We start from the raw sequence: 25,627 nt of genomic DNA, 5'->3' as shown, positions 1-25,627 counted from the left end.
AGCGAACGAGAACTCGCTGAGCAGTTTGAGGTCAGTCGCATGACCCTTCGGCAAGCCATTAGCCTCTTAGTAGAAGAAGGCGTGCTGGAGCGTCGCGTAGGAAGTGGTACCTTTGTATCCAGTACTCGGGTTCAAGAAAAAATGCGGGGAACGACAAGTTTTACGGAGATTGTCAAATCTCAGGGGAAAGTTCCTTCTAGTCAACTCATTTCTTACAGAAGAACCATTCCAAATGAGCAAGAGGTCGCTAAGCTAGGGATTACTCCGACAGAGAATATTATCCGCATGGAACGGGTGCGTTACGCTGACCAAGTTCCACTAGTCTATGAAGTCGCATCCATTCCTGAGAAATTTATTAAGGATTTTAAAAAAGAAGAAATCACCAGTCATTTCTTCCAAACCTTGCAGCAACATGGCTATCGGATTGGCAAATCCCAACAGACCATTTATGCAAGATTGGCTAAGGAAAAAATTGCTCACTATCTAGAAGTCGAAAAGGGGCATGCCATTTTAGCCTTGACTCAGGTCTCTTATCTTGAAGATGGGACGGCTTTCGAGTATGTAAAGAGTCAATACGTGGGCGAACGCTTTGAATTTTATCTTGAAAATAACTAGTCTAGAAAGGCTAGTTTTTTGTTTTAGAAAAGATTAGAATTGTCAAAACAATTTGTCTAGGCTTGATTTTATCCATTATTTACTATAAAATGAGAAGGAAAAACGTCAAACTTTTATATTGCAAATAGGAGAAAAAATGACAAAAATATTAAAACGTCCTGAGGTTTTATCACCTGCAGGAACTTTAGAGAAGCTGAAAGTAGCTGTTCAATATGGTGCGGACGCAGTTTTCATCGGTGGACAGGCCTATGGTCTTCGTAGCCGTGCAGGAAACTTCACCTTTGAACAGATGGAAGAAGGAGTCCAGTTTGCTGCTAAGTACGGTGCCAAGGTCTATGTGGCTGCTAACATGGTTATGCACGAAGGAAACGAAGCTGGTGCTGGAGAATGGTTCCGTAAGTTGCGTGACATCGGGATTGCCGCAGTTATCGTGTCGGATCCAGCCTTGATTATGATTGCAGCAACAGAAGCACCAGGTCTTGAAATCCACCTTTCAACCCAAGCCAGTGCGACCAACTATGAAACTCTTGAATTCTGGAAAGAACTTGGTCTAACTCGCGTGGTTTTGGCCCGTGAAGTTTCAATGGAAGAATTGGCAGAGATTCGCAAACGCACTGATGTAGAAATTGAGGCCTTTGTCCATGGAGCCATGTGTATTTCTTACTCAGGTCGCTGTACGCTATCAAACCACATGAGTATGCGTGATGCCAACCGTGGTGGTTGTTCACAGTCTTGTCGTTGGAAATACGACCTCTACGACATGCCTTTTGGACAAGAACGTAAGAGTCTTAAAGGTGAAATTCCAGAAGAATTTTCGATGTCAGCCGTTGACATGTCCATGATCGACCATATTCCAGATATGATCGAAAACGGTGTAGACAGTCTCAAGATTGAAGGCCGCATGAAATCTATCCACTATGTTTCTACGGTGACCAACTGTTACAAGGCAGCTGTAGATGCTTATCTCGAAAGTCCTGAGAAATTTGAAGTCATCAAACAGGACTTGGTAGATGAAATGTGGAAGGTTGCTCAACGTGAATTGGCAACAGGTTTCTACTATGGTACACCTACAGAAAACGAACAGTTATTTGGCGCTCGTCGTAAAATTCCTGAATACAAGTTTGTCGCTGAAGTGGTTGCGTATGATGATGCGACTCAAACGGCAACCATTCGTCAACGAAATGTCATCAACGAAGGCGATCAAGTGGAGTTTTATGGACCAGGTTTCCGTCATTTTGAGACTTATATCGAAGATCTTCATGATGCCAAGGGCAATAAAATCGACCGCGCCCCAAATCCAATGGAACTCTTGACTATTAAGGTTCCACAACCTGTTCAAGCAGGGGACATGGTTCGCGCTCTGAAAGAAGGCCTCATCAATCTCTATAAGGAAGATGGAACCAGCGTCACAGTTCGTGCCTAGAGAAGGAAAAGTGAATGAATCAAGCACAAGGTTTATTAGTTGATGATGAAAGTAGGTGTGTTCACTATCATAGTGAAAAAGATATCGTTTCCCTCCAGTGCTATGAATGCAAGAAATACTACGCATGCTATCAGTGTCATAATGCTCTAGAAAATCATAACTTTGCTCCCTATCCCTTGTCCCTCACAGAGGATCGGCCGATTTTATGTGGAAAGTGTAAGAAGATACTGACATTTCAAGAGTATCAAAAACAGACAGCTTGTCCTTATTGCAGCGCTCCATTTAATCCAAGTTGCAAACAACATCATTCCTATTATTTTAAATAAAATGAATTCATCCAAGTTTCAAACTTGGATTTTTTCAATTTGTTTCAGAAAACAGAGTGAAAGTGGGAAAATACTCGCTCTAAAATGAGAAATTTTTCTATATAATAGGATAAAAATTGTAAAAACAGAAATAAATTATCTGAAACGCTTTCAACGTAAGTAAAAAGTTGACAAATCAAAATTTTAGGACTAAACTAAGTAAGTAAATTTTAAATAAAAGGAGAATTCATCATGAATTTAACATTTTTCGGTCTTTGTCTTGCCTGTATGGGTGTATCCCTTGCAGAAGGTATGTTGATGAACGGTTTGTTCAAATCAGCTGCTCGCCAACCAGACATCATTCCACAATTGCGTAGCTTAATGATCATGGGGATTGCCTTTATCGAAGGAACATTCTTTGTTACTCTCGTATTTTCATTTATCATCAAATAAAGAGAAGTATAAAATGGAAAAGGGAGGATTTTAGATGGAAGAAAGTATCAATCCAACCATCAATATTGGTCCTGTTACCTTTGATTTGACTTTGACTGCCTTGACCTTGCTGTCAGTAGTCGTTATTTTTGGCTTTATCTATTGGGCAAGTCGGAATATGACTGTGAAACCCAAAGGAAAGCAAAATGTACTGGAGTATCTCTATGACTTCGTAGTCGGATTTACTGAACCTAATATTGGTTCACGCTACATGAAAGATTACTCACTCTTTTACTTGTGTTTATTTCTTTTTATGGTTATCGCAAACAATCTTGGTTTGATGGCCAAACTTCAAACTACAGATGGGACAAACCTTTGGACATCGCCAACAGCCAATCTTCAATTTGACTTGGCCATGTCGTTTGGAATTATCCTGATGACCCATATAGAAGGAATTCGTCGCCGTGGTGTTAAAAAGTATCTGAAAGGCTTTGTTACCCCAGGTTTTATGACACCGATGAATCTCCTTGAAGAAGTCACGAATTTCCTATCACTTGCTTTGCGGGTATTCGGAAATATCTTTGCCGGAGAAGTGATGGCTAGTTTGCTGATCACACTTTCTCATCAGGCTCTATATTGGTATCCAGTCGCATTTGTTACCAATCTAGTCTGGACGGCGTTTTCTGTGTTTATTTCCTGTGTTCAGGCTTATGTATTCACAGTCTTGTCTTCTATGTATCTAGGAAATAAAATTAATGATGAAGAGTAGAAAGGAGTAACAGATGCACGTAACAGTAGGTGAATTAATTGGTAACTTTATTTTAATCGCTGGCTCTTTTATCCTTTTGATTGTCTTAGTTAAGAAATATGCGTGGTCAAACTTGACAAGTGTCTTCGAAGAAAGGGCAAATAAAATTGCTGCTGATATTGATGGAGCTGAACAAGCTCGTCAAAAGGCAGAAACTCTTGCTCAAAAGCGCGAAGATGAATTAGCAGGTAGTCGTAGTGAAGCTAAAACTATCATTGAAAATGCTAAAGAGACAGCTGAAAAGAGTAAATCAGATATTTTGGCTGAAGCTAAGCTAGAAGCTGGTCGCTTGAAAGAAAAAGCTAACCAAGAAATTGCGCAAAACAAAGCTGAGGCTTTACAAAGTGTTAAGGGCGAGGTGGCAGATTTGACAGTTAGTCTAGCTGGGAAAATCATCTCACAAAACCTTGACAGTCATGCCCATAAGGAACTCATTGATCAGTATATCGATCAGCTAGGAGAAGCCTAATGGACAAGAAAACAGCAAAGGTAATCGAAAAATACAGCATGCCTTTTGTCCAATTAGTGATTGAAAAAGGAGAAGAGGACCGGATTTTTTCAGACTTGGATCAAATCAAGCAAGTCGCAGAAGAAACGGGCTTACCTTCTTTTTTAGCTCAGGTAGCAGTTGATGAGTCAGATAAGGAAAAAACAGTTTGTTTCTTTCAAGACTCTGTGTCACCTTTAATGCAAAACTTTATTCAAGTTCTGGTTTACAATCACAGAGCAAATCTTTTTTATGAAGTAATTGCGGATTGTTTGAATCGCCTTGAAAAAGAGACCAATCGTTTTGTAGTCACGATTTCTTCAGCTCATCCTTTAACAGATGAACAGAAGGAACGTCTGCTCCCATTGATAGAGAAAAAAATGTCTCTGAAAGTGCGGAGCGTCAAAGAACAAATTGATGAAGGACTCATTGGTGGTTTTGTCATTTTTGCTAATCATAAGACAATTGATGTGAGTATTAAACAACAACTTAAAGTTGTTAAAGAAAATTTGAAATAGAAAGTGGTGTTCTTTTGGCAATTAACGCACAAGAAATCAGCGCTTTAATTAAGCAACAAATTGAAAATTTCAAACCCAATTTTGATGTGACTGAAACAGGTGTCGTAACCTATATCGGGGACGGAATTGCGCGTGCTCACGGCCTTGAAAATGCCATGAGTGGAGAGTTGTTGATTTTTGAAAACGGCTCTTATGGTATGGCTCAAAACTTGGAGTCAACAGACGTTGGGATTATCATCCTTGGAGACTTTACAGATATTCGTGAAGGTGATACCATTCGCCGTACAGGTAAAATCATGGAAGTCCCTGTAGGTGAAAGTCTGATTGGTCGTGTTGTGGACCCACTTGGTCGTCCAGTTGACGGTCTTGGAGAAATCCACACTGATAAAACTCGTCCAGTAGAAGCGCCAGCTCCTGGTGTTATGCAACGGAAGTCTGTATCAGAACCATTGCAAACTGGTTTGAAAGCTATTGACGCCCTTGTGCCGATTGGTCGTGGTCAACGTGAGTTGATTATCGGTGACCGTCAGACAGGGAAAACAACCATTGCGATTGATACAATCTTGAACCAAAAAGGTCAAGATATGATTTGTATCTACGTCGCGATTGGACAAAAAGAATCAACAGTTCGTACGCAAGTTGAAACACTTCGTCAGTACGGTGCCTTGGACTACACAATCGTTGTGACAGCCTCTGCTTCACAACCATCTCCATTGCTCTTCCTAGCTCCTTATGCTGGAGTTGCTATGGCAGAAGAGTTTATGTACCAAGGCAAGCATGTTTTGATTGTTTACGATGATCTTTCAAAACAAGCGGTCGCTTATCGTGAGCTTTCCCTCTTGCTTCGTCGTCCACCAGGTCGTGAAGCTTTCCCAGGGGATGTTTTCTACCTTCACAGCCGTTTGCTTGAGCGCTCAGCTAAAGTTTCTGATGAGCTTGGTGGTGGATCTATTACAGCCCTACCATTTATCGAGACACAAGCGGGAGATATCTCTGCCTATATCGCAACCAACGTGATCTCTATCACTGACGGACAAATCTTCCTTGGTGATGGTCTCTTCAATGCGGGTATTCGTCCAGCCATTGATGCGGGTTCATCTGTATCCCGTGTAGGTGGTTCGGCACAGATTAAAGCCATGAAGAAAGTTGCTGGTACACTTCGTATCGACCTTGCTTCATACCGTGAGTTGGAAGCCTTCACTAAGTTTGGTTCTGACTTGGATGCAGCAACACAGGCTAAGTTAAACCGCGGACGTCGTACTGTGGAAGTATTGAAACAACCTGTCCATAAACCACTACCTGTTGAGAAACAAGTAACTATTCTCTATGCTTTGACACATGGTTTCTTGGATACGATTCCTGTAGATGACATTGTTCGTTTTGAGGAAGAGTTCCATACTTTCTTTGATGCTCATTATCCAGAGATTTTGGAAACCATTCGTGAAACAAAAGACTTGCCAGAAGAAGCAGTCTTGGATGCTGCGATTACAGAGTTTCTCAATCAATCCAGCTTCCAATAAGAATAGAGGTGTCAGATGGCAGTATCTCTAAATGATATTAAAACAAAAATCGCCTCAACAAAAAATACTAGTCAAATCACTAATGCCATGCAAATGGTATCGGCTGCCAAGTTAGGTCGCTCTGAAGAAGCAGCGCGCAACTTCCAAGTTTACGCTCAGAAGGTTCGTAAGCTTTTGACGGATATTCTGCATGGTAACGGATCTGGTGGTTCAACCAATCCGATGCTCATCAGTCGCCCAGTTAAGAAAACAGGCTATATCGTTATCACTTCAGACCGTGGCTTGGTTGGAGGTTATAATGCTTCCATCCTTAAAGCTGTTATGGAGTTGAAAGAAGAATATCATCCAGATGGTAAAGGTTTTGAGATAATCTGTATCGGTGGTATGGGAGCTGATTTCTTTAAGGCTCGTGGTATTCAGCCAATCTATGAACTACGTGGCTTGGCAGATCAACCTAGTTTTGATGAAGTTCGTAAAATTATTTCAAAAACGATTGAGATGTACCAAAACGAACTTTTTGATGAATTATACGTCTGCTACAATCATCATGTCAATACTCTCACAAGTCAAATGCGTGTGGAACAAATGTTGCCGATTGTTGACTTAGATCCAAATGAAGCGGATGAAGAGTATAGCTTGACCTTTGAGTTGGAAACGAGTCGTGATGAGATTCTAGAGCAGTTGTTACCTCAGTTTGCAGAAAGTATGATATACGGGGCTATCATCGATGCCAAGACAGCTGAGAATGCTGCAGGTATGACAGCCATGCAAACGGCAACTGATAATGCCAAGAAAGTCATCAATGATTTGACAATCCAGTATAACCGTGCCAGACAGGCGGCGATTACACAAGAAATTACAGAAATTGTAGCGGGGGCTAGTGCCTTAGAATAAGGCTTTGCCTCCCTCGTATCAAAATGAACTTAGGACCTAGGTGAACTAGGAACCGACAGTATCTTATATAGAATAGGAGAAGGAGATGAGTTCAGGTAAAATTGCTCAGGTTATTGGACCCGTTGTTGACGTCTTGTTCGCAGCAGGTGAAACACTTCCTGAGATTAATAATGCACTTGTCGTCTACAAAAATGACGAAAGAAAAACAAAAATCGTCCTTGAAGTAGCCTTAGAGTTGGGTGATGGTATGGTCCGTACGATCGCCATGGAATCAACAGATGGTTTGACTCGTGGTATGGAAGTTTTGGACACAGGCCGTCCAATCTCTGTGCCAGTGGGTAAAGAAACTTTGGGACGTGTCTTCAACGTTTTGGGGGATACGATTGACTTGGATGCTCCTTTCACTGAAGACGCTGAGCGTCAGCCAATTCATAAGAAAGCTCCAACTTTTGATGAATTGTCTACCTCATCTGAAATCTTGGAAACAGGGATCAAGGTTATCGACCTTCTTGCCCCTTACCTAAAAGGTGGGAAAGTTGGACTCTTTGGTGGTGCCGGAGTTGGTAAAACTGTCTTGATCCAAGAATTGATTCACAATATTGCCCAAGAACACGGTGGTATTTCAGTATTTACTGGTGTTGGGGAACGTACTCGTGAAGGGAACGACCTTTACTGGGAAATGAAAGAATCAGGTGTTATCGAGAAAACAGCCATGGTATTTGGTCAGATGAATGAACCACCTGGAGCACGTATGCGTGTTGCCCTTACTGGTTTGACAATCGCCGAATACTTCCGTGATGTAGAAGGCCAAGATGTGCTTCTCTTTATTGACAATATCTTCCGTTTCACTCAGGCTGGTTCAGAAGTATCTGCCCTTTTGGGTCGTATGCCTTCAGCCGTTGGTTACCAACCAACACTTGCTACGGAAATGGGTCAATTGCAAGAACGTATCACATCAACGAAGAAGGGTTCTGTAACCTCTATTCAGGCTATCTATGTGCCAGCGGATGACTATACTGACCCAGCGCCAGCAACAGCCTTCGCTCACTTGGATTCAACAACAAACTTGGAACGTAAGTTGGTACAGTTGGGTATCTACCCAGCCGTTGATCCGTTGGCTTCAAGCTCTCGTGCCTTGGCACCTGAGATTGTTGGAGAGGAGCACTACGCAGTTGCTGCTGAGGTTAAACGTGTCCTTCAACGTTACCATGAATTGCAAGATATCATTGCTATCCTTGGTATGGATGAACTTTCTGATGAAGAAAAGACCTTGGTTGCACGTGCCCGTCGTATCCAGTTCTTCTTGTCTCAGAACTTCAACGTTGCCGAACAATTTACTGGTCAACCTGGTTCTTATGTACCAGTAGCGGAAACAGTTCGTGGCTTTAAGGAAATCCTTGAAGGAAAACATGACCAGTTACCAGAAGATGCCTTCCGTGGTGTCGGTTCAATCGAAGATGTTATTGCTAAGGCAGAGAAAATGGGATTTTAAGAGGTGATCTATGGCTCAGTTAACCGTCCAGATCGTGACACCAGATGGCCTCGTCTATGATCACCATGCCAGCTTTGTATCGGTACGAACTTTAGATGGTGAGATGGGGATTTTGCCACGACATGAAAATATGATTTCGGTTTTAGCGGTTGATGAAGTAAAGGTGAAACGCATTGATGATGATACTCATGTGAACTGGATTGCAGTGAATGGAGGTGTCATTGAAATTGCAAATGATTTGATTACCATTGTTGCAGATTCAGCTGAGCGTGCTCGTGATATTGATGTTAGCCGTGCAGAACGCGCTAAACGTCGCGCTGAGCAAGAAATCGAAGAAGCACATGACAAGCATTTGATTGACCAAGAACGACGTGCAAAGATTGCTTTACAACGTGCCATTAACCGGATCAATGTCGGAAATAGACTATAAAAAAATGAACTTGAAACTCAAGTTCATTTTTTTAATGTGGAAAGTTGATGCAGACTGCTTCAGGGACATGGAAGTCGTTAGAAAGCTCTGCAAGACGACCACTTTTAGGATTACGCTTAAAGACGGTTGCGTTATCAGAATCTTGATGAACAGCGATGAGAAACTTTTGATCAGGAGTTAGGTCGAAATCACGTGGATTTTTACCATGGCTTGGTACAATCTCTAATAATTCCAAACTACCATCAGCGAGAATTGTATAGACTGCAATGGAATCATGACCTCGGTTGGATGCATAGAGGTATTTGCCATCTTTTGAAAGACGAATGGCAGCAGTAGCATTGAAGTCCTCGTATCCATCTGGTAAGGTTGAAATAACTTGCATGCGTTCAAATTCACCAACCCCATCATAAATCAAGACCTCTATCGTGCTATTAAGTTCGCAGATGAGATAGGCAATCTTATAGTGATGGTGGAAAACGATGTGGCGAGCACCTGCTCCAGATTGGCTGTGATAAGTGTAGAGTTTACTTAGTTTTCCTTCTTGACTAACATCATAGGTTGTTACCTCATCTGTTCCTAGATCACAGGTGACGAGGTACTGGTCAGGTGTTAGATCTGTAAAGTGTACATGTGGGGAAGTTTGGTTTTCATGAGGACCTTGTCCACTATGCTGATCTAGATCTGTTTGGATGAGGCTACCATCCGTTTGACGTTTATAAACCAGAACTTGACCTTTATGATAGTTGGCCCCATAAACGAGACCACGCTTTTCATCCACTGCCACATAACAATGGGGAGCGCCTTCTTCAACCACATGATTTAGCAAAGCGCCATCTGTCTTGTAAGCAGCGATTCCACCTAAGCCATCCTGGCTCCCTACAGTGTATAAGTGTTTCTGTTGATCAAAGGCAAGGTAGGTTGGACTTGGTTCAGCAGCAAAGAGTTCAAGATTTGCAAGCTGGCCTATTTCTGTATCAAAATCTGCCTTGTAAATCCCTTTAGATAAGCGACGAGTGTAAGTTCCAAAATAAACAGTTTCTTTCATGTCCATACCTCTTAATAATGATAAGTTCATTATACCACAAAATGGCAGTCATGAAGCACTAGATTCATCCATGTAAGCACTTAAAAAAAGAGTTATTTTAGTCTAAAAATGGTATAATGAGAGAATGACAGAAAGGATGTATTTATGGAACATAAAGAGAAACATTTTAGCCTATCTTGGTTTTTTAAGTGGTTTTTAGATAATAAAGCCATCACTGTATTTTTAGTAACCTTGTTACTGGGGCTAAATATTTTTATTCTAAGTAAGATTAGTTTTATCTTTTTACCAGTTTTGGATTTTCTAGGAGTTGTCATGTTGCCAGTTATTTTATCTGGTTTACTTTATTACCTCCTCAATCCGATTGTTGACTGGATGGAGAAGCATAAGATCAATCGTGTCCTTGCCATTAGTATTGTTTTTGTTATTATTGGACTCTTTATCATTTGGGGGCTGGCAGTCGCAATTCCTAATCTGCAACGCCAAGTCTTAAATTTTGCGAAGAATGTGCCGACATACCTGGAAGATGCTGATAAGGTGATCAATGACCTTGTAACCAAACGCTTACCAGATGATTTTAGACCACAGTTGGAGCAGGTTCTTGCCAATGTTTCTAGTGAGGCGACCATGTGGGCCAGCAAAATCTCTTCTCAAGCTGTTAACTGGGTAAGCGCCTTTATCAGTAGTGTTTCCCAGGTCATTGTAGCGGTTATTATCGTACCCTTTATGCTCTTTTATCTTTTGAGAGATGGAAAAGGCTTGCGGGATTACCTAACTACATTCATCCCAAACAAGTTAAAAGAACCAGTAGGACAAGTTTTGTCAGATGTTAATAAACAGTTGTCAAACTACGTTAGAGGGCAGGTTACAGTTGCTATTATCGTGGCAATTATGTTTATTATCTTCTTTAAGATTATTGGTCTCAGATATGCTGTGACTCTTGGTATTACGGCTGGTATCCTCAATCTAGTACCTTACTTGGGTAGTTTTCTAGCGATGTTGCCTGCTCTGGTTTTGGGCTTAATAGCGGGGCCTGTCATGCTTTTGAAAGTGATTATTGTCTTTATTGTTGAACAAACGATTGAAGGTCGCTTCGTTTCTCCACTTATTTTAGGTAGTCAGCTAAACATCCATCCGATAAATGTCCTCTTTGTTCTCCTAACTTCAGGATCTATGTTTGGTATTTGGGGAGTCTTGCTGGGAATTCCGGTCTATGCCTCTGCCAAGGTCGTTATCTCAGCTATCTTTAACTGGTATAAAAAAGTCAGCGGTTTGTATGAAGAAGAAGGGGAGGAAATCAAGAGTGAACAATAGTCAACGCATGCTCCAAGCTTTGAATGAACAGGATTTAACCAAAGCGGATCAGTATTTTCACAAATCCCTCGAAACAGATTCAAGTGAAGTTCTTTACGAACTAGCAAGCTATCTAGAGGGAATTGGCTTTTATCCTCAAGCAAAAGAAATTTACCAACATATCGTTACAGAATTTCCAGAAGTGAATCTGAACTTAGCCAGCATTGCTAGCGAGGATGGCAATGTTGAGGAAGCCTTTGCTTACCTTGATGAAATCACACCCGAAAGTGACTGGTACGTATCAGCCTTGGCCTTGAAGGCAGACCTCTATCAGTTGGAAGGATTGACAGATGTAGCACGAGAAAAGTTACTGGAAGCTTTAAATTACTCAGATGATGCCTTATTAGTTTTTGGTTTGGCTGAGTTGGATAGCGAGTTAGGAAATTATCAGGAAGCTATTCAGGGCTATGCTCAATTAGACAATCGCTCTATCTATGAGCAAACGGGTGTCTCAACCTATCAACGAATTGGCTACGCTTATGCCCAGTTAGGCAAGTTTGAAGCTGCAACTGAATTCTTAGAAAAAGCTTTAGAATTAGAATACGATGACCAAACTGCCTTTGAATTGGCTAGTCTTTATTTTGATCAAAAAGAGTATCAAAAAGCCGCTCTTTATTTTAAGCAGATTGATACGATTTCACCTGATTTTGAAGGATATGAGTACGGCTATAGTCAAGCTTTACACAAGGAACATCAGATAGAAGAGGCCCTTCGTATCGCTAAGCAAGGATTAAATAAGAATCCGTTTGAAACGCGACTCTTGCTAGCGGCTTCTCAGTTCTCGTACGAATTGCATGATCCTAGTAGTGCAGAGCAGTTTCTCCTTACTGCTAAGGATGATGCAGAGGATACAGAAGAAATTTTCCTTCGCCTTGCAACTATTTATATGGAACAAGAGCGGTATGAAGATATCATTGCTCTCCAAAGTCAAGAACCTGAAAATCTCTTGACTAGGTGGATGATTAGCCGTTCTTACCAGGAAATCGAGGATTTAGATAAGGCCTATGAGCTCTATCAGGAACTATCGCCTGACCTCAAGGATAATCCCGAGTTTTTGGAGCAGTATACTTATCTCTTGCGTGAATTGGGATATTTTGAAGAGGCCAAGATACAAGTTGAAGCCTATTTAAAACTCGTTCCAGATGATGTTCAGATGCAAGAACTCTTAGAAACACTTTAAAAGTTATCTCTCTAAAAATGTATCCGTCAATTTGTCAGATACGTTTTTTTAGGAGAAATGGAATTTTTTTTACAAAAACTCTTGCTAAATTGTTTATTTATGCTATAATAGGAACAATTATTTTTAGGAGGTGCAGTATGTCTTATATGTTTGAGATATTACCAAGTTTGTTAAACGGTGCAAGTATGACACTTCAAGTCTTTGCTCTGGTTTTAATTTTTTCAATTCCCTTAGGTATTGTCGTTGCCTTTGCTTTGCAAGTCCGTTGGAAACCCCTCCATTATCTCATTGACCTTTATATTTGGATAATGCGAGGAACTCCCTTGCTTTTGCAATTAATCTTTATTTACTATGTGCTCCCTAGTATTGGGATACGTTTAGATCGTTTGCCTGCTGCTGTGATTGCTTTTGTATTGAACTATGCAGCCTACTTTGCAGAAATCTTTCGTGGTGGGATCGAAACCATTCCAAAAGGGCAGTATGAAGCCGCAAAAGTGTTAAAATTTAGCTCCTTTGATACAGTTCGCTACATCATCCTTCCTCAGGTTACAAAGATTGTCTTACCGAGTGTCTTTAATGAAATTATGAGTTTGGTCAAGGATACTTCTTTGGTCTATGCTTTGGGGATTTCAGATTTGATTTTGGCAAGTCGGACAGCAGCCAATCGAGATGCCAGTCTTGTTCCTATGTTTTTAGCTGGAGCGATTTATTTGATTATGATTGGTCTTGTAACCATTGTAGCGAAAAAACTTGAGAAGAAGTACAGCTATTACAGATAGGAGGATTGCTATGTTAGAATTACGAAATATCAACAAGGCCTTTGGTGGAAAACAAATCTTAACCAATTTCAGCCTATCAATTCCTGAAAAGCAAATCCTTGCAATCGTAGGTCCATCAGGAGGGGGCAAGACAACCCTATTACGTATGCTAGCTGGATTAGAAACCATCGATTCTGGAGAAATCTACTATAACGGCGAATCGCTAGCTATAGACGAACTAGAAAAGCGTAATCTTCTGGGATTTGTTTTCCAAGATTTTCAACTCTTTCCGCATTTGTCAGTTCTAGATAACTTAACCTTGTCCCCTATAAAAACAATGAACATGGAGAAGGAAGTTGCTGAGAAGAAGGCGCGTGGTTTGTTAGAACAACTTGGGTTAGCTGGGCATGCAGATGCCTTTCCATTCTCACTTTCAGGTGGGCAAAAACAACGGGTGGCCTTAGCGCGCGCCATGATGATAAACCCAGAAATCATTGGATATGATGAGCCTACATCAGCCTTAGATCCAGAGTTGCGATTAGAAGTAGAAAAACTTATCCTTCAAAATAAAGAGCGTGGGATGACTCAGATTGTTGTGACCCACGATCTTCAGTTTGCGGAAAACATTGCTGATCAGATCCTCAAGGTTGATCCAAAGTAGAAGTAGGAGGTGCCTATGAAGAGAAAGAAAATTGCCCTTGTACTTGCTCTGTTCTTTAGCTTCTTCCTGACGGCTTGTACTCAGAAGGCAAGTGATCCAAATCAGGATAATTGGGCCAAATATCAAAAGCAGGGAAGTATTACCATTGGCTTTGACAATACCTTTGTTCCCATGGGATTTGAGGAAAAGAATGGCCAGTATGCAGGTTTTGATATTGACCTAGCTCAAGCTGTTTCTGAAAAGCTAGGAATTCAAATTAAATTTCAACCCATCGACTGGGATATGAAAGAAACCGAACTACAAAATGGTACCATTGATGCCATCTGGAATGGCTATACAGCTACAGATGAACGGAAAGAGAAGGTTGCTTTTACCATTCCTTACATGGAAAATCAACAAGTTTTGGTCTCTAAAAAGTCTCAAAATATCCACTCAGTTCAGGATATGACTGACAAAGTTTTAGGGGCCCAGGCTGGATCTTCTGGCTATTTGAATTTTGAAGGACAACCTGAACTACTCAAGAATCGAGTGAAAGACCAGAAGGCTAATCAATACCAAAGTTTCAATGAAGCCTTGATTGATTTGAAAAATGATCGGATTGATGCCTTGTTGATTGACCGGGTATATGCCAATTATTATCTCCAGTCTGAAGGAATATTAAATGACTACAATGTCTTTTCAGCTGGATTTGAAAGTGAAGCTTTTGCAGTGGGTGTTAGACCTGCTGATAAAACTTTGCTAGCTGCTCTGAATCAAGCCTTTGTATCACTATACCAAGAAGGAAAATTCCAGGAAATCAGCCAGAAATGGTTTGGAGAAGATGTAGCCACCAGTCAAGTTAAAAGTTAAGAATAAGAAAAAGAGATTGAGTTTTTCCTCAGTCTCTTTTTGCATCGAAAAATCCTCTGGAAAGTACCAGAGGATAAGTGTTTATACTCAATGAAAATCAAAGAGCAAACTAGGGAGCTAGCCGCAGGCTGCTCAAAGCACTGCTTTGAGGTTGTAGATAGAACTGACGAAGTCAGTAACCATACATACGGCAAGGCAACGCTGACGTAGTTTGAAGAGATTTTCGAAGAGTATTATTTCATTGTTGGGAAAAGCAATACGTCACGGATAGTAGTTGTATCAGTGAGGAACATGCAAAGACGGTCAATACCGATACCCAAACCACCTGTTGGTGGCATACCGTATTCAAGAGCCTCAATGTAGTCGTAGTCGATACCTGTTGCTTCATCGTCACCAAGTTCTTTAGCTTTTGCTTGGGCTTCGAAACGGCTAAGCTGGTCGATTGGGTCGTTCAACTCAGTAAAGGCATTACCGTATTCCTTGGTCATAATGAAGAGCTCAAAGCGGTCAGTAAAGCGTTCGTCTTCAGGGTTTTTCTTAGCAAGTGGAGATACAGCTACTGGATGTCCGTAGACAAAGGTTGGTTGGATTAAGGTTTCTTCAACAAATTCTTCAAAGAAGGCATTGATGATGTGACCAACTTCAGTGTAGTGTTTCTCAACTGGAACTTTCTTCTCAGCAGCGATAGCTTTAGCTTCCTCGAAAGTCATGTCTTGCCAGAAGTCTACACCAGTAATTTCCTTGATAGCATCTACCATGTGAACACGTTTAAATGGTTCGTTGATTTTGATTTCAGTTCCTTGATAGTTTACTGGACCATCACCCTTAACTGCCTTAGCAGCGTGTTGGATAATACCTTCCGTCAAATCCATGATATCTTGGAAGTCTGCATAAGCTTGGTAAACTTCGATAGAAGTGAATTCAGGGTTGTGAGTAGCGTCCATTCCTTCGTTACGGAAGATACGGCCAATTTCATAGACACGTTCCATACCCCCAACGATAAGACGTTTTAAGTGAAGCTCGGTCGCGATACGAAGCACCATGTCAATGTTCTGTGCATTGTGGTGAGTGATAAATGGACGAGCAGCAGCACCACCAGCTTCGTTGTGAAGGACAGGTGTTTCCACTTCAAGGAAGCCTTTTTGATCTAGATAACGACGGATTTCAGAGATGATTTTTGAACGAGTGACAAAGCGTTCAAAGCTTTCACGGTTAGAAATCAAGTCAAGGTAACGTTTACGATAAATTGTTTCAACGTCTGTCAAACCGTGGAATTTCTCTGGAAGTGGGCGAAGTGCTTTAGACAAGTGTGTAATGTGAGTTGCCTTGATAGAAAGTTCTCCCATATCTGTACGCATGACTTCACCTTCGACACCGAGGAAGTCACCGAGGTCAGCCTTTTTGAAGATTTCGTAATTTTCTTCACCAACAGCATCTTTACGAACGTAGATTTGGATTTGACCTTCTCGGTCTTGAAGATGGGCGAAGCCGACTTTCCCTTTACCACGTTTAGTTACTAAGCGTCCAGCGATAGTAGCAGTTTCATTTAATTCATGTAGTTGTTCTTTATCAAGTTCTGCAAATTTATCTTTAAGTTCTTGAGAGTTAGCAGTACGTTCAAAACGTTTTCCGAAGGGATCGATTCCTTGTTCACGGAGCGCAGCCATTTTTTCACGGCGAACGATCTGCTGGTCATTTAGTTCTTCCATATGTTCTGTAGACATGGGTTCCTCCTAATTTTACTCAAAATTTGATACGATGAGTCATTTTTTGCGATACTCCCATTTTATCATAAATAGCAGAGAAATTCACGGATATTCTTTGAAAACTAAAAAGAACTTGACTATTAAGATCAAGTTCCATTATTTTCTTTGATAGGAAGTGTCATTCCATCTTTCCAGAGTGAAGGTTTCAAAATCATCGGTCTCTAAAACTGTCAGACTAGCATTGGCCAAGCCTCCATCTTTGCGAAGGTGAGCCTCTTTATAGCCTAAGAGAGTGCGTAGGCTAGCAGTGAGATTTGCCCCATGACCAACAATCAGAATGTTTTCAGCCGGACTTCCTTTCAGAGATTTGATAAACTGAATGGTTCGCTGAGTCGTAGAGTAGAGAGATTCGGCTTCAAACATCCTCGTATCAAACTTAGCTAGATTTGACCGAAAAGCCTTGATTTGCTGCGGGTAAATAGCTTCCAAAGTTGCAATTTTTAATCCCTCTAGTTTGCCAAGTTGCCATTCACGTAGGTCAGGAATGCACTTTAAAGAACAAGGGGGCTGGAGTTGACTTTGGATAATTTCAGCAGATTTGACCGCTCTGGGTAAATCACTAGAATAAATCTTATCCAAAGGTATCTCCTTAAGATAGTGCCCCAGTTGTTTTAGTGTGTCAATGGACTCTGAAAGAAGGGGAGAGTCGCCGCTAGCACCTTGAAAACGTCCTTCAAGATTCCAGACAGTCCGACCATGACGAACAAAATAGAGTTTCATCAGTTGTTTTCCTCCAAGATATCAGCGAAGTCCGCTTTTACAAAGCTGGCTAAGTCTTGAGGTCGGATGATGATACTGTGCCCGACTTCTCCAGCAGAGACAATCATTTTGTCTAAATCCAAAGCAGTCTGATCAATAAAAATGGGATAATTGTGTTTTTGGCGAATGCCGACGGGGTTATTAGCCCCATGAATATAGCCTGTTGTTTTTTCTAGGTCTTTTTGTGGAATCATACTCACTTTTTTATTACCAGAAACCTTTGCTAATTTTTTTTCAGCGAGGTGTTCTGTTATGGGGACGATTCCGATAATTGGGCCTGTCTTGTCCCCCAGCAGAGCCAAGGTTTTAAAGATATGTGTTCGATCATATTCCGAAGGAAGTTTTCCCTCAAGCGCATTGATTTGAATACCTATGTGCTCAATTCCTGCTTTGGTTAAGATCTGCTCGACAAGAGTTTTTTTAATCTTTACTTTTTTTGCCATTATTTATACTTATCCTCCAATTGACTCATCCAGATACCAAGCCAAATGCCAAGTGCAAAGAAGAAGGCGATGAGAACATAGCTTACAACAGAAAGATTGGTATATTGGATACTTTCAGCATTTCCAGCATTTGGAATTAAAATCAAGAGTGTGCTTGATAGCACAATCCCAATAATAAAGTGATAAACACGGGAGTGGTAGTTGTTCAAGGCGTGGTCCATTAATTTTGAAAAAACGATGAGGGTTGCTCCTGCACCAATCCCGATAGGAAGGAAGGTACCAAATAAATCAAAGGTCTTAAAGCCAGTTAACATTGGAGCGTACAGTCCTAAAATCAAGAGTAGATTTGACGGACTTAAACCAGGCACCAAGACACCTAGAGCTAAAAGAGCACCCGCTAAGATGAAACTAGCGAAACTAGCACTGAGAGAACCAACAACAAAGTTTAGCGCGTAGAGCCCTAGGCCTGAAAGGATAAAGGTAGTCCAGAACCAGACTAGGTCGATCTTGTCACGATCAGATTCTCGAGTAGATTCTTTAAGGAGGCTAGGAACTGTACCGATGATGGCTCCCGCAAAGCTCCACAAAACATAGACTTGATAATTTTCTAGCAGATACTCGATTGGATAAGAAAACAAACCAATGCCTAGCAACATCCCGATTGCTACTGGGATAAAGTATAGGACATTCTCTTTAAAATCCTTAAAGGGATGAGCCAGAAAGCTAATCATTCGCTCGTAAATTCCCAAAATAGCTGCTAAAACACCGCCAGAAATTCCAGGTAGGATAAATCCTAAGGCGATGACGATTCCTTTAATAACTCTTGCAATCCATGAAAACATCATAAAATCCTCAATTTCATAAAATTCTTTCTCTATTCTATCAATTATAACACAGACGAGAAGAAAATGAAAAGACAAGTGAAAAAGAGAGCGATTTTCACTTGTCTTATGGCCTTAAAAATAGTTTTCTGAAGGTTTCTTCTTTTTTCTTCAAGGTAGAAATGAGATTAATATCTAAATGGTGTTCAAATCCAGCAATTCTTCCTTTTGAAGTATACTGATGGAGGTCATAGTCTAAATCAGTATTAGGCGTGGTTTCAAAGTAACCTGAATCCGTTCCATAAGATGGAATCCAAACAGCAGAGAACTTGTCTGGATTGATACTATGCTCTTGCATGAAATAAACACCAATGTAAATTCCAATATTTTTAGCGCCAAGTGCTTCTAATTTAGCTCTAAAAGCTTCAACACCTTCGTTCATATCAGACATTGTGTTTTCTTCAACATCAAGCCAGTAGTAACTAGGGTTATATGGAGAAGCAGCGTTGTAGAAAACCTCAGCAGCTTTTTCCATTTCTTCCTTACTAGTACCTGCTAGATAGGCATAAACAGCAACTGGAACATTGCGCTTTTGAAATTCTGAAATATGATTTATATAGGCTTTGTCGACACCATTGGCATGGGCGGCATTATTTGTTTCAGTATGCTGAGCCCCATTGTGGACACGAACAATAACACCAGAAATATTTTGAGACAAGGTATCGTAGTTGATTTCCTCAGGTCTTTGCCAGCCAGAGACGTCAATAATAGGTTTGTCAAGATTATGCAAGGCCTGATTTTCAACCTGCACTGCATTGGGTTTTGACTTGACAGGATGGTCTTCATAAGTTGGTCTATTGAGGATCAAAATAGCTATAAATATAGTAAATAAAGTAAAAATAATAGCTGGATGAATCTTTTTTCTCATATCTAAATAGTTTAACGTAAATAGATAAAAAAATCAAAGAAAACATCGGAAAAAGTGAATAAACGGGCGTCTTTTCCCTATTTCTCTGTTTGTTTACTCCTAAGAAACTAAATTATGGTATAATATAAGGGAATTTCTAGAGAAAAGAGAAGAGTATGTCAAATTACGCTATTATTTTAGCAGCGGGTAAAGGAACTCGCATGAAATCAGATCTTCCAAAGGTACTTCATAAAGTAGCTGGAATTTCGATGTTGGAACATGTTTTTCGTAGTGTTGGTGCTATTCAACCTGAAAAAACAGTTACTGTAGTTGGTCACAAGGCAGAGCTAGTTGAGCAAGTATTAGCTGGTCAGACAGACTTTGTTACCCAATCAGAACAACTAGGAACTGGACATGCTGTCATGATGGCAGAACCAATTCTCCAAAACCGCTCTGGCCACACCTTGGTTATCGCTGGGGATACTCCTCTGATTACAGGTGAAAGCTTGAAAAACCTCTTGGATTTCCATATCAATCACAAAAATGTGGCGACTATTTTAACGGCTGAAGCAGCAGATCCTTTTGGGTATGGTCGTATCGTCCGTAATGATAACGCTGAAGTTCTTCGCATTGTGGAGCAGAAAGATGCAACAGATTTTGAAAAACAAATCAAGGAAATCAATACGGGAACTTATGTATTTGACAATGAACGTCTTTTTGAGGCTCTTAAAAACATCAATACCAACAATGCCCAAGGTGAGTACTATATTACTGACGTGATTGGTATTTTCCGTAATGCGGGTGAGAAGGTTGGAGCCTATACTCTCAAGGATTTTGATGAAAGTCTTGGAGTAAACGACCGTGTAGCTCTTGCGACTGCGGAAGCAGTGATGCGTCGTCGTATCAATCAAAAGCATATGGTTAACGGTGTCAGCTTTGTCAATCCTGAAGCAACATACATCGATATTGATGTCGAGATTGCTCCTGAAGTCCAAATTGAAGCTAACGTTACCTTGAAAGGTCAAACGAAAATTGGAGCGGAGACTGTTTTAACAAATGGAACTTATATCGTAGATAGTACCGTTGGATCTGGAGCTGTAATTACCAACTCTATGATTGAGGAAAGTACAGTTGCAGATGGTGTGACAGTTGGTCCTTATGCTCATATTCGTCCAGGCTCAAGTCTGGCTGCTCAAGTTCATATTGGTAACTTTGTTGAAGTTAAAGGCTCTTCAATCGGTGAAAACACCAAGGCGGGTCATTTGACCTATATCGGAAATTGTGAAGTGGGTAGCAACGTTAATTTTGGTGCAGGAACTATTACAGTCAACTACGATGGAAAAAATAAATACAAAACGGTCATTGGTAATAATGTCTTTGTTGGCTCAAACTCAACTATTATTGCTCCTGTAGAACTTGGGGACAATTCTCTGGTTGGAGCGGGTTCAACCATTACCAAGAATGTTCCTGCTGATGCCATTGCTATCGGACGTGGACGACAAGTTAATAAAGATGAGTACGCAACACGCTTACCTCATCATCCTAAGAACCAGTAGGAGTTTGTCATGGAATTTGAAGAAAAAACGATTAGTCGGAAGGAAATCTACCAAGGTCCTATTTTCAAACTAGTACAAGACCAGGTGGAACTACCAGAAGGAAAGGGTACTGCCCAACGTGACTTGATTTTTCACAATGGAGCTGTTTGTGTACTAGCTGTGACAGCTGAGGATAAAATTGTCCTTGTGAAGCAATACCGAAAGGCTATCGAGGCGGTCTCTTATGAGATTCCCGCAGGAAAACTGGAAATTGGTGAAAATGCTGATCCAACGGCAGCGGCCCTTCGTGAATTGGAAGAAGAAGTTGCCTACACAGCTAAGTTAGAACTGTTGTACGATTTCTATTCTGCGATTGGATTTTGTAATGAAAAACTAAAACTCTACCTCGCTAGTGATTTGGTCAAGGTGGAAAATCCTCGCCCACAAGATGATGATGAAACCTTGGAAGTTTTAGAAGTTAGTCTAGAGGAAGCCAAGAACCTGATCCAGTCAGGTCATATCTGTGATGCCAAGACCATTATGGCGATTCAGTACTGGGAACTACAAAAGAAATAGAGGAGCAACCCATGGGAAAACCTTTATTAACAGACGAAATGATTGAACGTGCCAATCGTGGTGAGAAAATCTCAGGACCACCTCTTCAAGATGATGAGGAAACAAAGATCCTACCAACATCTTCACAACATTTTGGTTATTCACGCTCTAGAGACCACGGTTTTAGTCAAGATACACTTACAATCGAAGTAGAACCAACAATTCATAAGAGTCGCCGCATTGAGAACACTAAGAGAAATGTTTTTAATTCGAAACTCAATCGCATCTTGTTTGCAGTCATCCTACTTTTGATTTTGTTAATTTTAGCGATGAAACTCTTGTAATTGAAAGGACTTGAAATGAAAATTGGAATCATTGCTGCCATGCCAGAAGAACTCGTATATTTGACTCAGAATTTGGATAAACCTCAAGAAGTCCAAGTCTTAGGAAATACATACTACACAGGCTCTGTTGGCAATACTGAAGTCGTTCTAGTTCAGAGTGGGATTGGAAAGGTCATGTCGGCTATGAGTGTAGCGGTGTTAGCTAACCACTTCCAAGTAGAAGCTATCATCAATACAGGATCAGCAGGTGCTCTTGCAGACGGGATTGCAGTAGGAGATGTAGTGATTGCGGATAAGTTGGCTTACCATGATGTGGATGTGACTGCTTTTGGCTATGCTTATGGCCAAATGGCGCAACAACCGCTTTATTTTGAATCAGACAAAACCTTTGTAGCCAAAATCCAAGAGAGTCTATCTCAGTTGGACCAAAACTGGCACCTAGGCTTGATTGCTACAGGAGACAGTTTTATAGCTGGAGATGATAAGATTGCTAGTATCAAATCCCACTTTCCGGATGTTTTAGCAGTTGAAATGGAAGGGGCTGCTATTGCACAAGCAGCTCAGGCTCTTGGTCTACCTTTCCTAGTCATTCGTGCCATGAGTGACAATGCCAATCACGAAGCCTCTATCTCTTTTGATGAGTTTATTATCGAAGCTGGACGTCGTTCTGCCCAAGTCTTACTAGCCTTTTTAAAGGCTTTGGATTAAGCGGAAATTTGACAGTTTATCTAGCTTATGATAAGATTTAAATAAAGAAAAGCTAGAAAACGTTTCAGAGGATATTATGAGTATTGAAATGACCGTCAGTGAGATTGCAGAGGTCTTAGGGCTATCTCGTCAAGCAATCAACAATCGTGTCAAAGAACTTCCAGAAGAGGACACGAAAAAAAATGACAAAGGTGTAACTGTAGTTACTCGAAGTGGCTTGATCAAGCTAGAAGAAATCTACAAAAAAACGATTTTTGAAGATGAACCAGTCAGTGATGATGTCAAACAACGTGAACTGATGGAAATCTTGGTTGATGAGAAAAACGCTGAAATTCTTCGTTTGTACGAGCAGCTCAAGGCCAAAGACCGCCAGTTATCAGAAAAAGATGAACAGATGCGTATCAAAGACCGACAGATTGCTGAAAAGGACAAACAGTTGGACCAACAGCAACAATTAACTCTTCAAGCCATGAAGGATCAAGAAACCTTGAAACTCGAGTTGGACCAAGCAAAAGAAGAAGTCCAAGCAACCAAAAAAGGCTTTTTTGCTCGCCTTTTTGGAGGAAAATAAAGAAGCTGTTTGGGTTACTCATTAACCTAATGGCTTCTTTTATTGTTTATAGTTTAGTTTGGGTAGTAATTGAGGGAAATAATGGAAAAATTAAGAGATTATATCGCCTTTGATCTGGAATTCAATCAACATGAGGGGGTTACTCATTTAATTCAAGTATCAGCAGTCCGCTTTCAAGATGGACAAGAAAGTGCTGCTTTTGATTCTTATGTTTATACTACGGCACCTTTAAAGAGTTTTATCAATGGTTTGACTGGAATCACAGCTGAAACCTTGAAAGACGCGCCAAAAGTAGAACAAGTTTTAAAGGACTTTCAGGCATTTGTTGGCAACTTACCTATCGTTGGTTACAATGCAACTAAGAGTGATTTGCCTATTCTCTTGGAGCATGGTATTGATTATCGTGACCAGTATAAGGTTGATCTATATGAGGAGGCTTTTGAACGCCGTAGTTCTGATCTACACGGCATAGCCAATCTTAAATTGCAAACTGTAGCGAATTTTTTAGGCTTTCACGGGAAGTCTCATAACAGTTTAGAGGATGCCCGCATGACGGCGCGTGTTTACGAAGCTTTTTTGGAATCGGATGAAGGAAAGCTATTATTAGAAGACCAGAGTAGTTTTTCTATGAATCCCTTTAATAGCTTAGACTTATCTCAATTTTTAGACTAGGAGTGTCTATGAAACCTGAAAAACCTAAAAAGCTAGGTTTTAGGAAGATTTACTATAACCTAGATAAAATTTTATTTCTATTTTTCTTGATTTTTATGATGGTCGAGTTTGTCTGGCTACCATTAAATTCATGGATTGCTGGCATCCTTCTGAGACAAACTGGTTATTTGTTTATCTCCTACAATAACTTTTGGGCGATTATACAAGGCTCGCCTTTTATCAGTTTAGCCTTTCTCATCTTAATTGCAATCAATCTCTTGGTTGCCTATTTTCAGATTTGTCTTTTGTTTATCGGGGCTCGTCACCTTCTCTATCATGAAAAGAGAACTTTAATTGAGTATAGTAGAAAAGTATTTCAACAGAGCTTTCTATTCGTTAAGCGATTGAGCTTTTGTAAGATGGCCTTTGTCTTTTTTTACATTGCTTTGCTTTTCCCGTTCATCCGTAAGATTTTAAAAATCTACTACCTCAACAAGATTATTATCCCTGATTTTATTGTGAATTATTGGGAAGGTAAGCATTGGTTGGTAGGTCTGATGATCATAGCATCCGCTTGGATCTTTCTCTACATCTCAGTCCGATTTATGTTTGCCCTTCCTAAGATTCTCTTTGAAAGAAAGACAGTAAGAGAAAGTGTGAAATATAGTCTCCAAAAGACGAAAAAAAATGTCCTTTTCTTCTCTTGGCATCTCTTACTCATTATCATTAAAACGTATCTCTTCTTCTTTGGTTTGTTAATTCCTTTGCTTTTTGCGCAAGTAGTGATGGATAGTCTAACTCAAAAAGAATCCTTGATTCTCGGTGTGATTAATTTTGTCTTGATTAAAAATTTCCATTACATGACCCTGACTTATTTCCTAGTGAAGTTTGTTTCCTTCCTGACAGGAGAAGAGCTAGAGATTATGCCAAGGCGAAAGAAAGATCATCTGATGAGATGGGGTGTCATGGGGTGTGCAAGCATCTTCTTTGCGATAGAAGGCTACGTTTATCTGGAATCTCCGGATACCAATACACCTTTAGTGATTTCGCACAGAGGAGTAAGTAATAAAAATGGTGTTCAAAATACTGTGCAGTCTTTAGAAAAAACAGCACAACTAAAACCAGATCTCATCGAAATGGATGTGCAGGAAACGAAAGACGGTCAGTTCGTGATGATGCACGATGCTAACCTCAAAAATTTAACAGGTATTAATGCTACACCGCAAGATTTGACTCTGGATGAATTAACAAATACAGATATTTACGAGAATGGTTATCAAACAAAGATTTCAAGCTTTGATGCCTATTTAGAGCGTGCAAATGCTTTAAACCAAAAATTGCTGATTGAGATTAAAACCAGTAAAAAAGATAGTCCGCAAATGATGGACCATTTCCTCGAAAAGTATGGAGCTACTATCAAAAAATATGGACACCAGATGCAATCGCTAGACTATCATGTGATTGATAAGGTGTTGACTTATGATTCTGAAATTCCAGTTTACTTTATTCTTCCCTATAACAGTATCTTCCCAAGAACCAAGGCAACGGGTTACACTATGGAGTACTCAACTTTGGATGAATACTTTGTCAATAAACTCTGGACAACTGATCAGAGACTCTATGTTTGGACCGTAAATGGTTCGGAGGCATTTGATAAAGCAGTTCGTCTCGGCGCAGATGGCATGATTACTGATGATCTTGAAATGGTCCAGTCACAAGTCACAATGGCTCAAGACGATCCGGAATATACGGAATTACTCTTAAAGAAAGCAATGGAATTCTTTGATTTCTAAGAAAAAA

General features: G+C 40.4%; 29 protein-coding genes. 23 read left to right on the top strand and 6 right to left on the bottom strand.

Translation table 11 applies throughout. From position 1 onward, the window contains the following. The 11 genes from SORDD15_RS03240 to SORDD15_RS03190 form a co-directional block, all read left to right on the top strand. Positions 1–615 (top strand): GntR family transcriptional regulator (locus SORDD15_RS03240; RefSeq protein WP_155718778.1); only part of this gene is annotated, 615 nt, incomplete at its 5' end. A 136-nt stretch (positions 616–751) separates the two neighbouring features. After that, entirely contained in the window at positions 752–2,038 is a 1,287-nt protein-coding gene (locus SORDD15_RS03235; RefSeq protein ID WP_061414300.1) for a peptidase U32 family protein, read from the top strand. 14 nt (positions 2,039–2,052) lie between these two features. After that, positions 2,053–2,364, top strand: coding sequence for a CHY zinc finger protein (locus SORDD15_RS03230; RefSeq protein ID WP_061414297.1), 312 nt, complete (start codon positions 2,053–2,055; stop codon positions 2,362–2,364). 231 nt (positions 2,365–2,595) lie between these two features. Beyond that, on the top strand, positions 2,596–2,796 hold the full coding sequence (locus SORDD15_RS03225; RefSeq protein WP_001054555.1) for a F0F1 ATP synthase subunit C: 201 nt from the start codon (positions 2,596–2,598) through the stop codon (positions 2,794–2,796). Between the two features lie 34 nt (positions 2,797–2,830). Continuing rightward, positions 2,831–3,544, top strand: coding sequence for a F0F1 ATP synthase subunit A (atpB, locus tag SORDD15_RS03220; protein WP_061414294.1), 714 nt, complete (start codon positions 2,831–2,833; stop codon positions 3,542–3,544). 13 nt (positions 3,545–3,557) lie between these two features. Then, positions 3,558–4,052 (top strand): F0F1 ATP synthase subunit B, encoded by a 495-nt coding sequence (atpF, locus tag SORDD15_RS03215; protein ID WP_061414291.1) that lies wholly within the window; start codon positions 3,558–3,560, stop codon positions 4,050–4,052. Continuing rightward, positions 4,052–4,588 (top strand): F0F1 ATP synthase subunit delta, encoded by a 537-nt coding sequence (locus tag SORDD15_RS03210; protein ID WP_061414288.1) that lies wholly within the window; start codon positions 4,052–4,054, stop codon positions 4,586–4,588. The genes atpF and SORDD15_RS03210 overlap by 1 nt, the downstream gene beginning before the upstream one ends. Positions 4,589–4,602: 14 nt before the next feature. Continuing rightward, positions 4,603–6,108, top strand: a complete 1,506-nt coding sequence (atpA, locus tag SORDD15_RS03205; RefSeq protein WP_061414285.1) for a F0F1 ATP synthase subunit alpha — start codon at positions 4,603–4,605, stop codon at positions 6,106–6,108. A 15-nt stretch (positions 6,109–6,123) separates the two neighbouring features. Further along, positions 6,124–7,002, top strand: a complete 879-nt coding sequence (locus SORDD15_RS03200) for a F0F1 ATP synthase subunit gamma (RefSeq protein WP_061414282.1) — start codon at positions 6,124–6,126, stop codon at positions 7,000–7,002. An 85-nt stretch (positions 7,003–7,087) separates the two neighbouring features. Then, complete coding sequence (gene atpD, locus SORDD15_RS03195) at positions 7,088–8,494, top strand: F0F1 ATP synthase subunit beta (protein WP_061414279.1); 1,407 nt, start codon at positions 7,088–7,090, stop codon at positions 8,492–8,494. Between the two features lie 10 nt (positions 8,495–8,504). Next, positions 8,505–8,924: a F0F1 ATP synthase subunit epsilon gene (locus SORDD15_RS03190; protein WP_061414276.1), complete on the top strand. Its 420-nt coding sequence runs from the start codon at positions 8,505–8,507 to the stop codon at positions 8,922–8,924. Between the two features lie 31 nt (positions 8,925–8,955). Here the strand turns inward: SORDD15_RS03190 and SORDD15_RS03185 are convergent, their stop codons facing one another. Then, complete coding sequence (locus SORDD15_RS03185) at positions 8,956–9,969, bottom strand: lactonase family protein (protein WP_061414273.1); 1,014 nt, start codon at positions 9,967–9,969, stop codon at positions 8,956–8,958. Positions 9,970–10,113: 144 nt separating this feature from the next. On the opposite strand from SORDD15_RS03185, the gene SORDD15_RS03180 reads away from it, so the two are divergent. The 5 genes from SORDD15_RS03180 (at position 10,114) to SORDD15_RS03160 (ending at position 14,767) form a co-directional block, all read left to right on the top strand. After that, on the top strand, positions 10,114–11,280 hold the full coding sequence (locus SORDD15_RS03180; protein ID WP_061414271.1) for an AI-2E family transporter: 1,167 nt from the start codon (positions 10,114–10,116) through the stop codon (positions 11,278–11,280). Then, positions 11,270–12,499 (top strand): tetratricopeptide repeat protein, encoded by a 1,230-nt coding sequence (locus SORDD15_RS03175; protein ID WP_061414267.1) that lies wholly within the window; start codon positions 11,270–11,272, stop codon positions 12,497–12,499. Before SORDD15_RS03180 ends, SORDD15_RS03175 begins: the two co-directional genes overlap by 11 nt. A gap of 137 nt (positions 12,500–12,636) precedes the next feature. Next, a complete protein-coding gene (locus SORDD15_RS03170; RefSeq protein WP_061414263.1) occupies positions 12,637–13,278 on the top strand; it encodes an amino acid ABC transporter permease in 642 nt (213 codons plus the stop codon). A 10-nt stretch (positions 13,279–13,288) separates the two neighbouring features. Then, positions 13,289–13,918, top strand: coding sequence for an amino acid ABC transporter ATP-binding protein (locus SORDD15_RS03165; protein ID WP_061414261.1), 630 nt, complete (start codon positions 13,289–13,291; stop codon positions 13,916–13,918). A gap of 15 nt (positions 13,919–13,933) precedes the next feature. Further along, the gene (locus SORDD15_RS03160; protein ID WP_061414259.1) at positions 13,934–14,767 is read left to right on the top strand and encodes an amino acid ABC transporter substrate-binding protein; all 834 of its coding nucleotides are present in this window, start codon (positions 13,934–13,936) and stop codon (positions 14,765–14,767) included. Positions 14,768–15,000: 233 nt separating this feature from the next. Here SORDD15_RS03160 and lysS read toward each other — a convergent pair whose 3' ends face one another. The 5 genes from lysS to SORDD15_RS03135 form a co-directional block, all read right to left on the bottom strand. After that, a complete protein-coding gene (gene lysS / locus SORDD15_RS03155; protein WP_061414256.1) occupies positions 15,001–16,491 on the bottom strand; it encodes a lysine--tRNA ligase in 1,491 nt (496 codons plus the stop codon). A 138-nt stretch (positions 16,492–16,629) separates the two neighbouring features. After that, a complete protein-coding gene (locus SORDD15_RS03150) occupies positions 16,630–17,253 on the bottom strand; it encodes a histidine phosphatase family protein (RefSeq protein ID WP_061414253.1) in 624 nt (207 codons plus the stop codon). Next, positions 17,253–17,735 carry an aminoacyl-tRNA deacylase gene (locus SORDD15_RS03145; RefSeq protein WP_061414250.1) on the bottom strand — a complete coding sequence of 161 codons (483 nt, stop codon included), beginning with the start codon at positions 17,733–17,735 and terminating at the stop codon, positions 17,253–17,255. Before SORDD15_RS03145 ends, SORDD15_RS03150 begins: the two co-directional genes overlap by 1 nt. Next, entirely contained in the window at positions 17,735–18,577 is an 843-nt protein-coding gene (locus SORDD15_RS03140; RefSeq protein ID WP_061414248.1) for a DUF368 domain-containing protein, read from the bottom strand. The genes SORDD15_RS03145 and SORDD15_RS03140 overlap by 1 nt, the downstream gene beginning before the upstream one ends. A 106-nt stretch (positions 18,578–18,683) precedes the next feature. After that, positions 18,684–19,484, bottom strand: a complete 801-nt coding sequence (locus tag SORDD15_RS03135; RefSeq protein ID WP_061414246.1) for a glycoside hydrolase family 25 protein — start codon at positions 19,482–19,484, stop codon at positions 18,684–18,686. Between the two features lie 155 nt (positions 19,485–19,639). On the opposite strand from SORDD15_RS03135, the gene glmU reads away from it, so the two are divergent. The 7 genes from glmU to SORDD15_RS03100 all read left to right on the top strand — a co-directional run bounded on the left by glmU (position 19,640) and on the right by SORDD15_RS03100 (position 25,620). Then, on the top strand, positions 19,640–21,019 hold the full coding sequence (gene glmU / locus SORDD15_RS03130) for a bifunctional UDP-N-acetylglucosamine diphosphorylase/glucosamine-1-phosphate N-acetyltransferase GlmU (protein WP_061414244.1): 1,380 nt from the start codon (positions 19,640–19,642) through the stop codon (positions 21,017–21,019). Positions 21,020–21,028: 9 nt separating this feature from the next. Beyond that, positions 21,029–21,574: an NUDIX hydrolase gene (locus SORDD15_RS03125; RefSeq protein ID WP_061414241.1), complete on the top strand. Its 546-nt coding sequence runs from the start codon at positions 21,029–21,031 to the stop codon at positions 21,572–21,574. Between the two features lie 11 nt (positions 21,575–21,585). Beyond that, the gene (gene macP / locus SORDD15_RS03120; protein ID WP_000517872.1) at positions 21,586–21,897 is read left to right on the top strand and encodes a cell wall synthase accessory phosphoprotein MacP; all 312 of its coding nucleotides are present in this window, start codon (positions 21,586–21,588) and stop codon (positions 21,895–21,897) included. Positions 21,898–21,912: 15 nt separating this feature from the next. Continuing rightward, on the top strand, positions 21,913–22,605 hold the full coding sequence (locus tag SORDD15_RS03115) for a 5'-methylthioadenosine/adenosylhomocysteine nucleosidase (protein WP_061414238.1): 693 nt from the start codon (positions 21,913–21,915) through the stop codon (positions 22,603–22,605). A 76-nt stretch (positions 22,606–22,681) separates the two neighbouring features. After that, complete coding sequence (gene rocS / locus SORDD15_RS03110) at positions 22,682–23,176, top strand: chromosome segregation protein RocS (RefSeq protein WP_000021252.1); 495 nt, start codon at positions 22,682–22,684, stop codon at positions 23,174–23,176. Positions 23,177–23,257: 81 nt separating this feature from the next. Continuing rightward, positions 23,258–23,848 carry a 3'-5' exonuclease gene (locus SORDD15_RS03105; protein ID WP_061414235.1) on the top strand — a complete coding sequence of 197 codons (591 nt, stop codon included), beginning with the start codon at positions 23,258–23,260 and terminating at the stop codon, positions 23,846–23,848. An 8-nt stretch (positions 23,849–23,856) separates the two neighbouring features. Further along, positions 23,857–25,620, top strand: coding sequence for a glycerophosphoryl diester phosphodiesterase membrane domain-containing protein (locus SORDD15_RS03100; protein ID WP_061414232.1), 1,764 nt, complete (start codon positions 23,857–23,859; stop codon positions 25,618–25,620). Positions 25,621–25,627: the final 7 nt, after the last annotated feature.

It is taken from the genome of Streptococcus oralis (assembly GCF_001578935.1).
Lineage (GTDB): Bacteria > Bacillota > Bacilli > Lactobacillales > Streptococcaceae > Streptococcus > Streptococcus oralis_R.
Note: the sequence above shows the minus strand (reverse complement) of the source record. Positions and strands in the feature narration are given on the sequence as shown.

Excerpts from the sequence above, each read along its gene's own strand:
- SORDD15_RS03235 (WP_061414300.1), top strand. The coding sequence starts at position 752 with ATGACAAAAATATTAAAACGTCCTGAGGTTTTATCACCTGCAGGAACT.
- SORDD15_RS03230 (WP_061414297.1), top strand. The coding sequence starts at position 2,053 with ATGAATCAAGCACAAGGTTTATTAGTTGATGATGAAAGTAGGTGTGTT.
- SORDD15_RS03225 (WP_001054555.1), top strand. The coding sequence starts at position 2,596 with ATGAATTTAACATTTTTCGGTCTTTGTCTTGCCTGTATGGGTGTATCC.
- atpB (WP_061414294.1), top strand. The coding sequence starts at position 2,831 with ATGGAAGAAAGTATCAATCCAACCATCAATATTGGTCCTGTTACCTTT.
- atpF (WP_061414291.1), top strand. The coding sequence starts at position 3,558 with ATGCACGTAACAGTAGGTGAATTAATTGGTAACTTTATTTTAATCGCT.
- SORDD15_RS03210 (WP_061414288.1), top strand. The coding sequence starts at position 4,052 with ATGGACAAGAAAACAGCAAAGGTAATCGAAAAATACAGCATGCCTTTT.
- SORDD15_RS03200 (WP_061414282.1), top strand. The coding sequence starts at position 6,124 with ATGGCAGTATCTCTAAATGATATTAAAACAAAAATCGCCTCAACAAAA.
- atpD (WP_061414279.1), top strand. The coding sequence starts at position 7,088 with ATGAGTTCAGGTAAAATTGCTCAGGTTATTGGACCCGTTGTTGACGTC.
- SORDD15_RS03190 (WP_061414276.1), top strand. The coding sequence starts at position 8,505 with ATGGCTCAGTTAACCGTCCAGATCGTGACACCAGATGGCCTCGTCTAT.
- SORDD15_RS03185 (WP_061414273.1), bottom strand. The coding sequence starts at position 9,969 with ATGAAAGAAACTGTTTATTTTGGAACTTACACTCGTCGCTTATCTAAA.
- SORDD15_RS03180 (WP_061414271.1), top strand. The coding sequence starts at position 10,114 with ATGGAACATAAAGAGAAACATTTTAGCCTATCTTGGTTTTTTAAGTGG.
- SORDD15_RS03170 (WP_061414263.1), top strand. The coding sequence starts at position 12,637 with ATGTCTTATATGTTTGAGATATTACCAAGTTTGTTAAACGGTGCAAGT.
- SORDD15_RS03165 (WP_061414261.1), top strand. The coding sequence starts at position 13,289 with ATGTTAGAATTACGAAATATCAACAAGGCCTTTGGTGGAAAACAAATC.
- SORDD15_RS03160 (WP_061414259.1), top strand. The coding sequence starts at position 13,934 with ATGAAGAGAAAGAAAATTGCCCTTGTACTTGCTCTGTTCTTTAGCTTC.
- lysS (WP_061414256.1), bottom strand. The coding sequence starts at position 16,491 with ATGTCTACAGAACATATGGAAGAACTAAATGACCAGCAGATCGTTCGC.
- SORDD15_RS03150 (WP_061414253.1), bottom strand. The coding sequence starts at position 17,253 with ATGAAACTCTATTTTGTTCGTCATGGTCGGACTGTCTGGAATCTTGAA.
- SORDD15_RS03145 (WP_061414250.1), bottom strand. The coding sequence starts at position 17,735 with ATGGCAAAAAAAGTAAAGATTAAAAAAACTCTTGTCGAGCAGATCTTA.
- SORDD15_RS03140 (WP_061414248.1), bottom strand. The coding sequence starts at position 18,577 with ATGTTTTCATGGATTGCAAGAGTTATTAAAGGAATCGTCATCGCCTTA.
- SORDD15_RS03135 (WP_061414246.1), bottom strand. The coding sequence starts at position 19,484 with ATGAGAAAAAAGATTCATCCAGCTATTATTTTTACTTTATTTACTATA.
- glmU (WP_061414244.1), top strand. The coding sequence starts at position 19,640 with ATGTCAAATTACGCTATTATTTTAGCAGCGGGTAAAGGAACTCGCATG.
- SORDD15_RS03125 (WP_061414241.1), top strand. The coding sequence starts at position 21,029 with ATGGAATTTGAAGAAAAAACGATTAGTCGGAAGGAAATCTACCAAGGT.
- macP (WP_000517872.1), top strand. The coding sequence starts at position 21,586 with ATGGGAAAACCTTTATTAACAGACGAAATGATTGAACGTGCCAATCGT.
- SORDD15_RS03115 (WP_061414238.1), top strand. The coding sequence starts at position 21,913 with ATGAAAATTGGAATCATTGCTGCCATGCCAGAAGAACTCGTATATTTG.
- rocS (WP_000021252.1), top strand. The coding sequence starts at position 22,682 with ATGAGTATTGAAATGACCGTCAGTGAGATTGCAGAGGTCTTAGGGCTA.
- SORDD15_RS03105 (WP_061414235.1), top strand. The coding sequence starts at position 23,258 with ATGGAAAAATTAAGAGATTATATCGCCTTTGATCTGGAATTCAATCAA.
- SORDD15_RS03100 (WP_061414232.1), top strand. The coding sequence starts at position 23,857 with ATGAAACCTGAAAAACCTAAAAAGCTAGGTTTTAGGAAGATTTACTAT.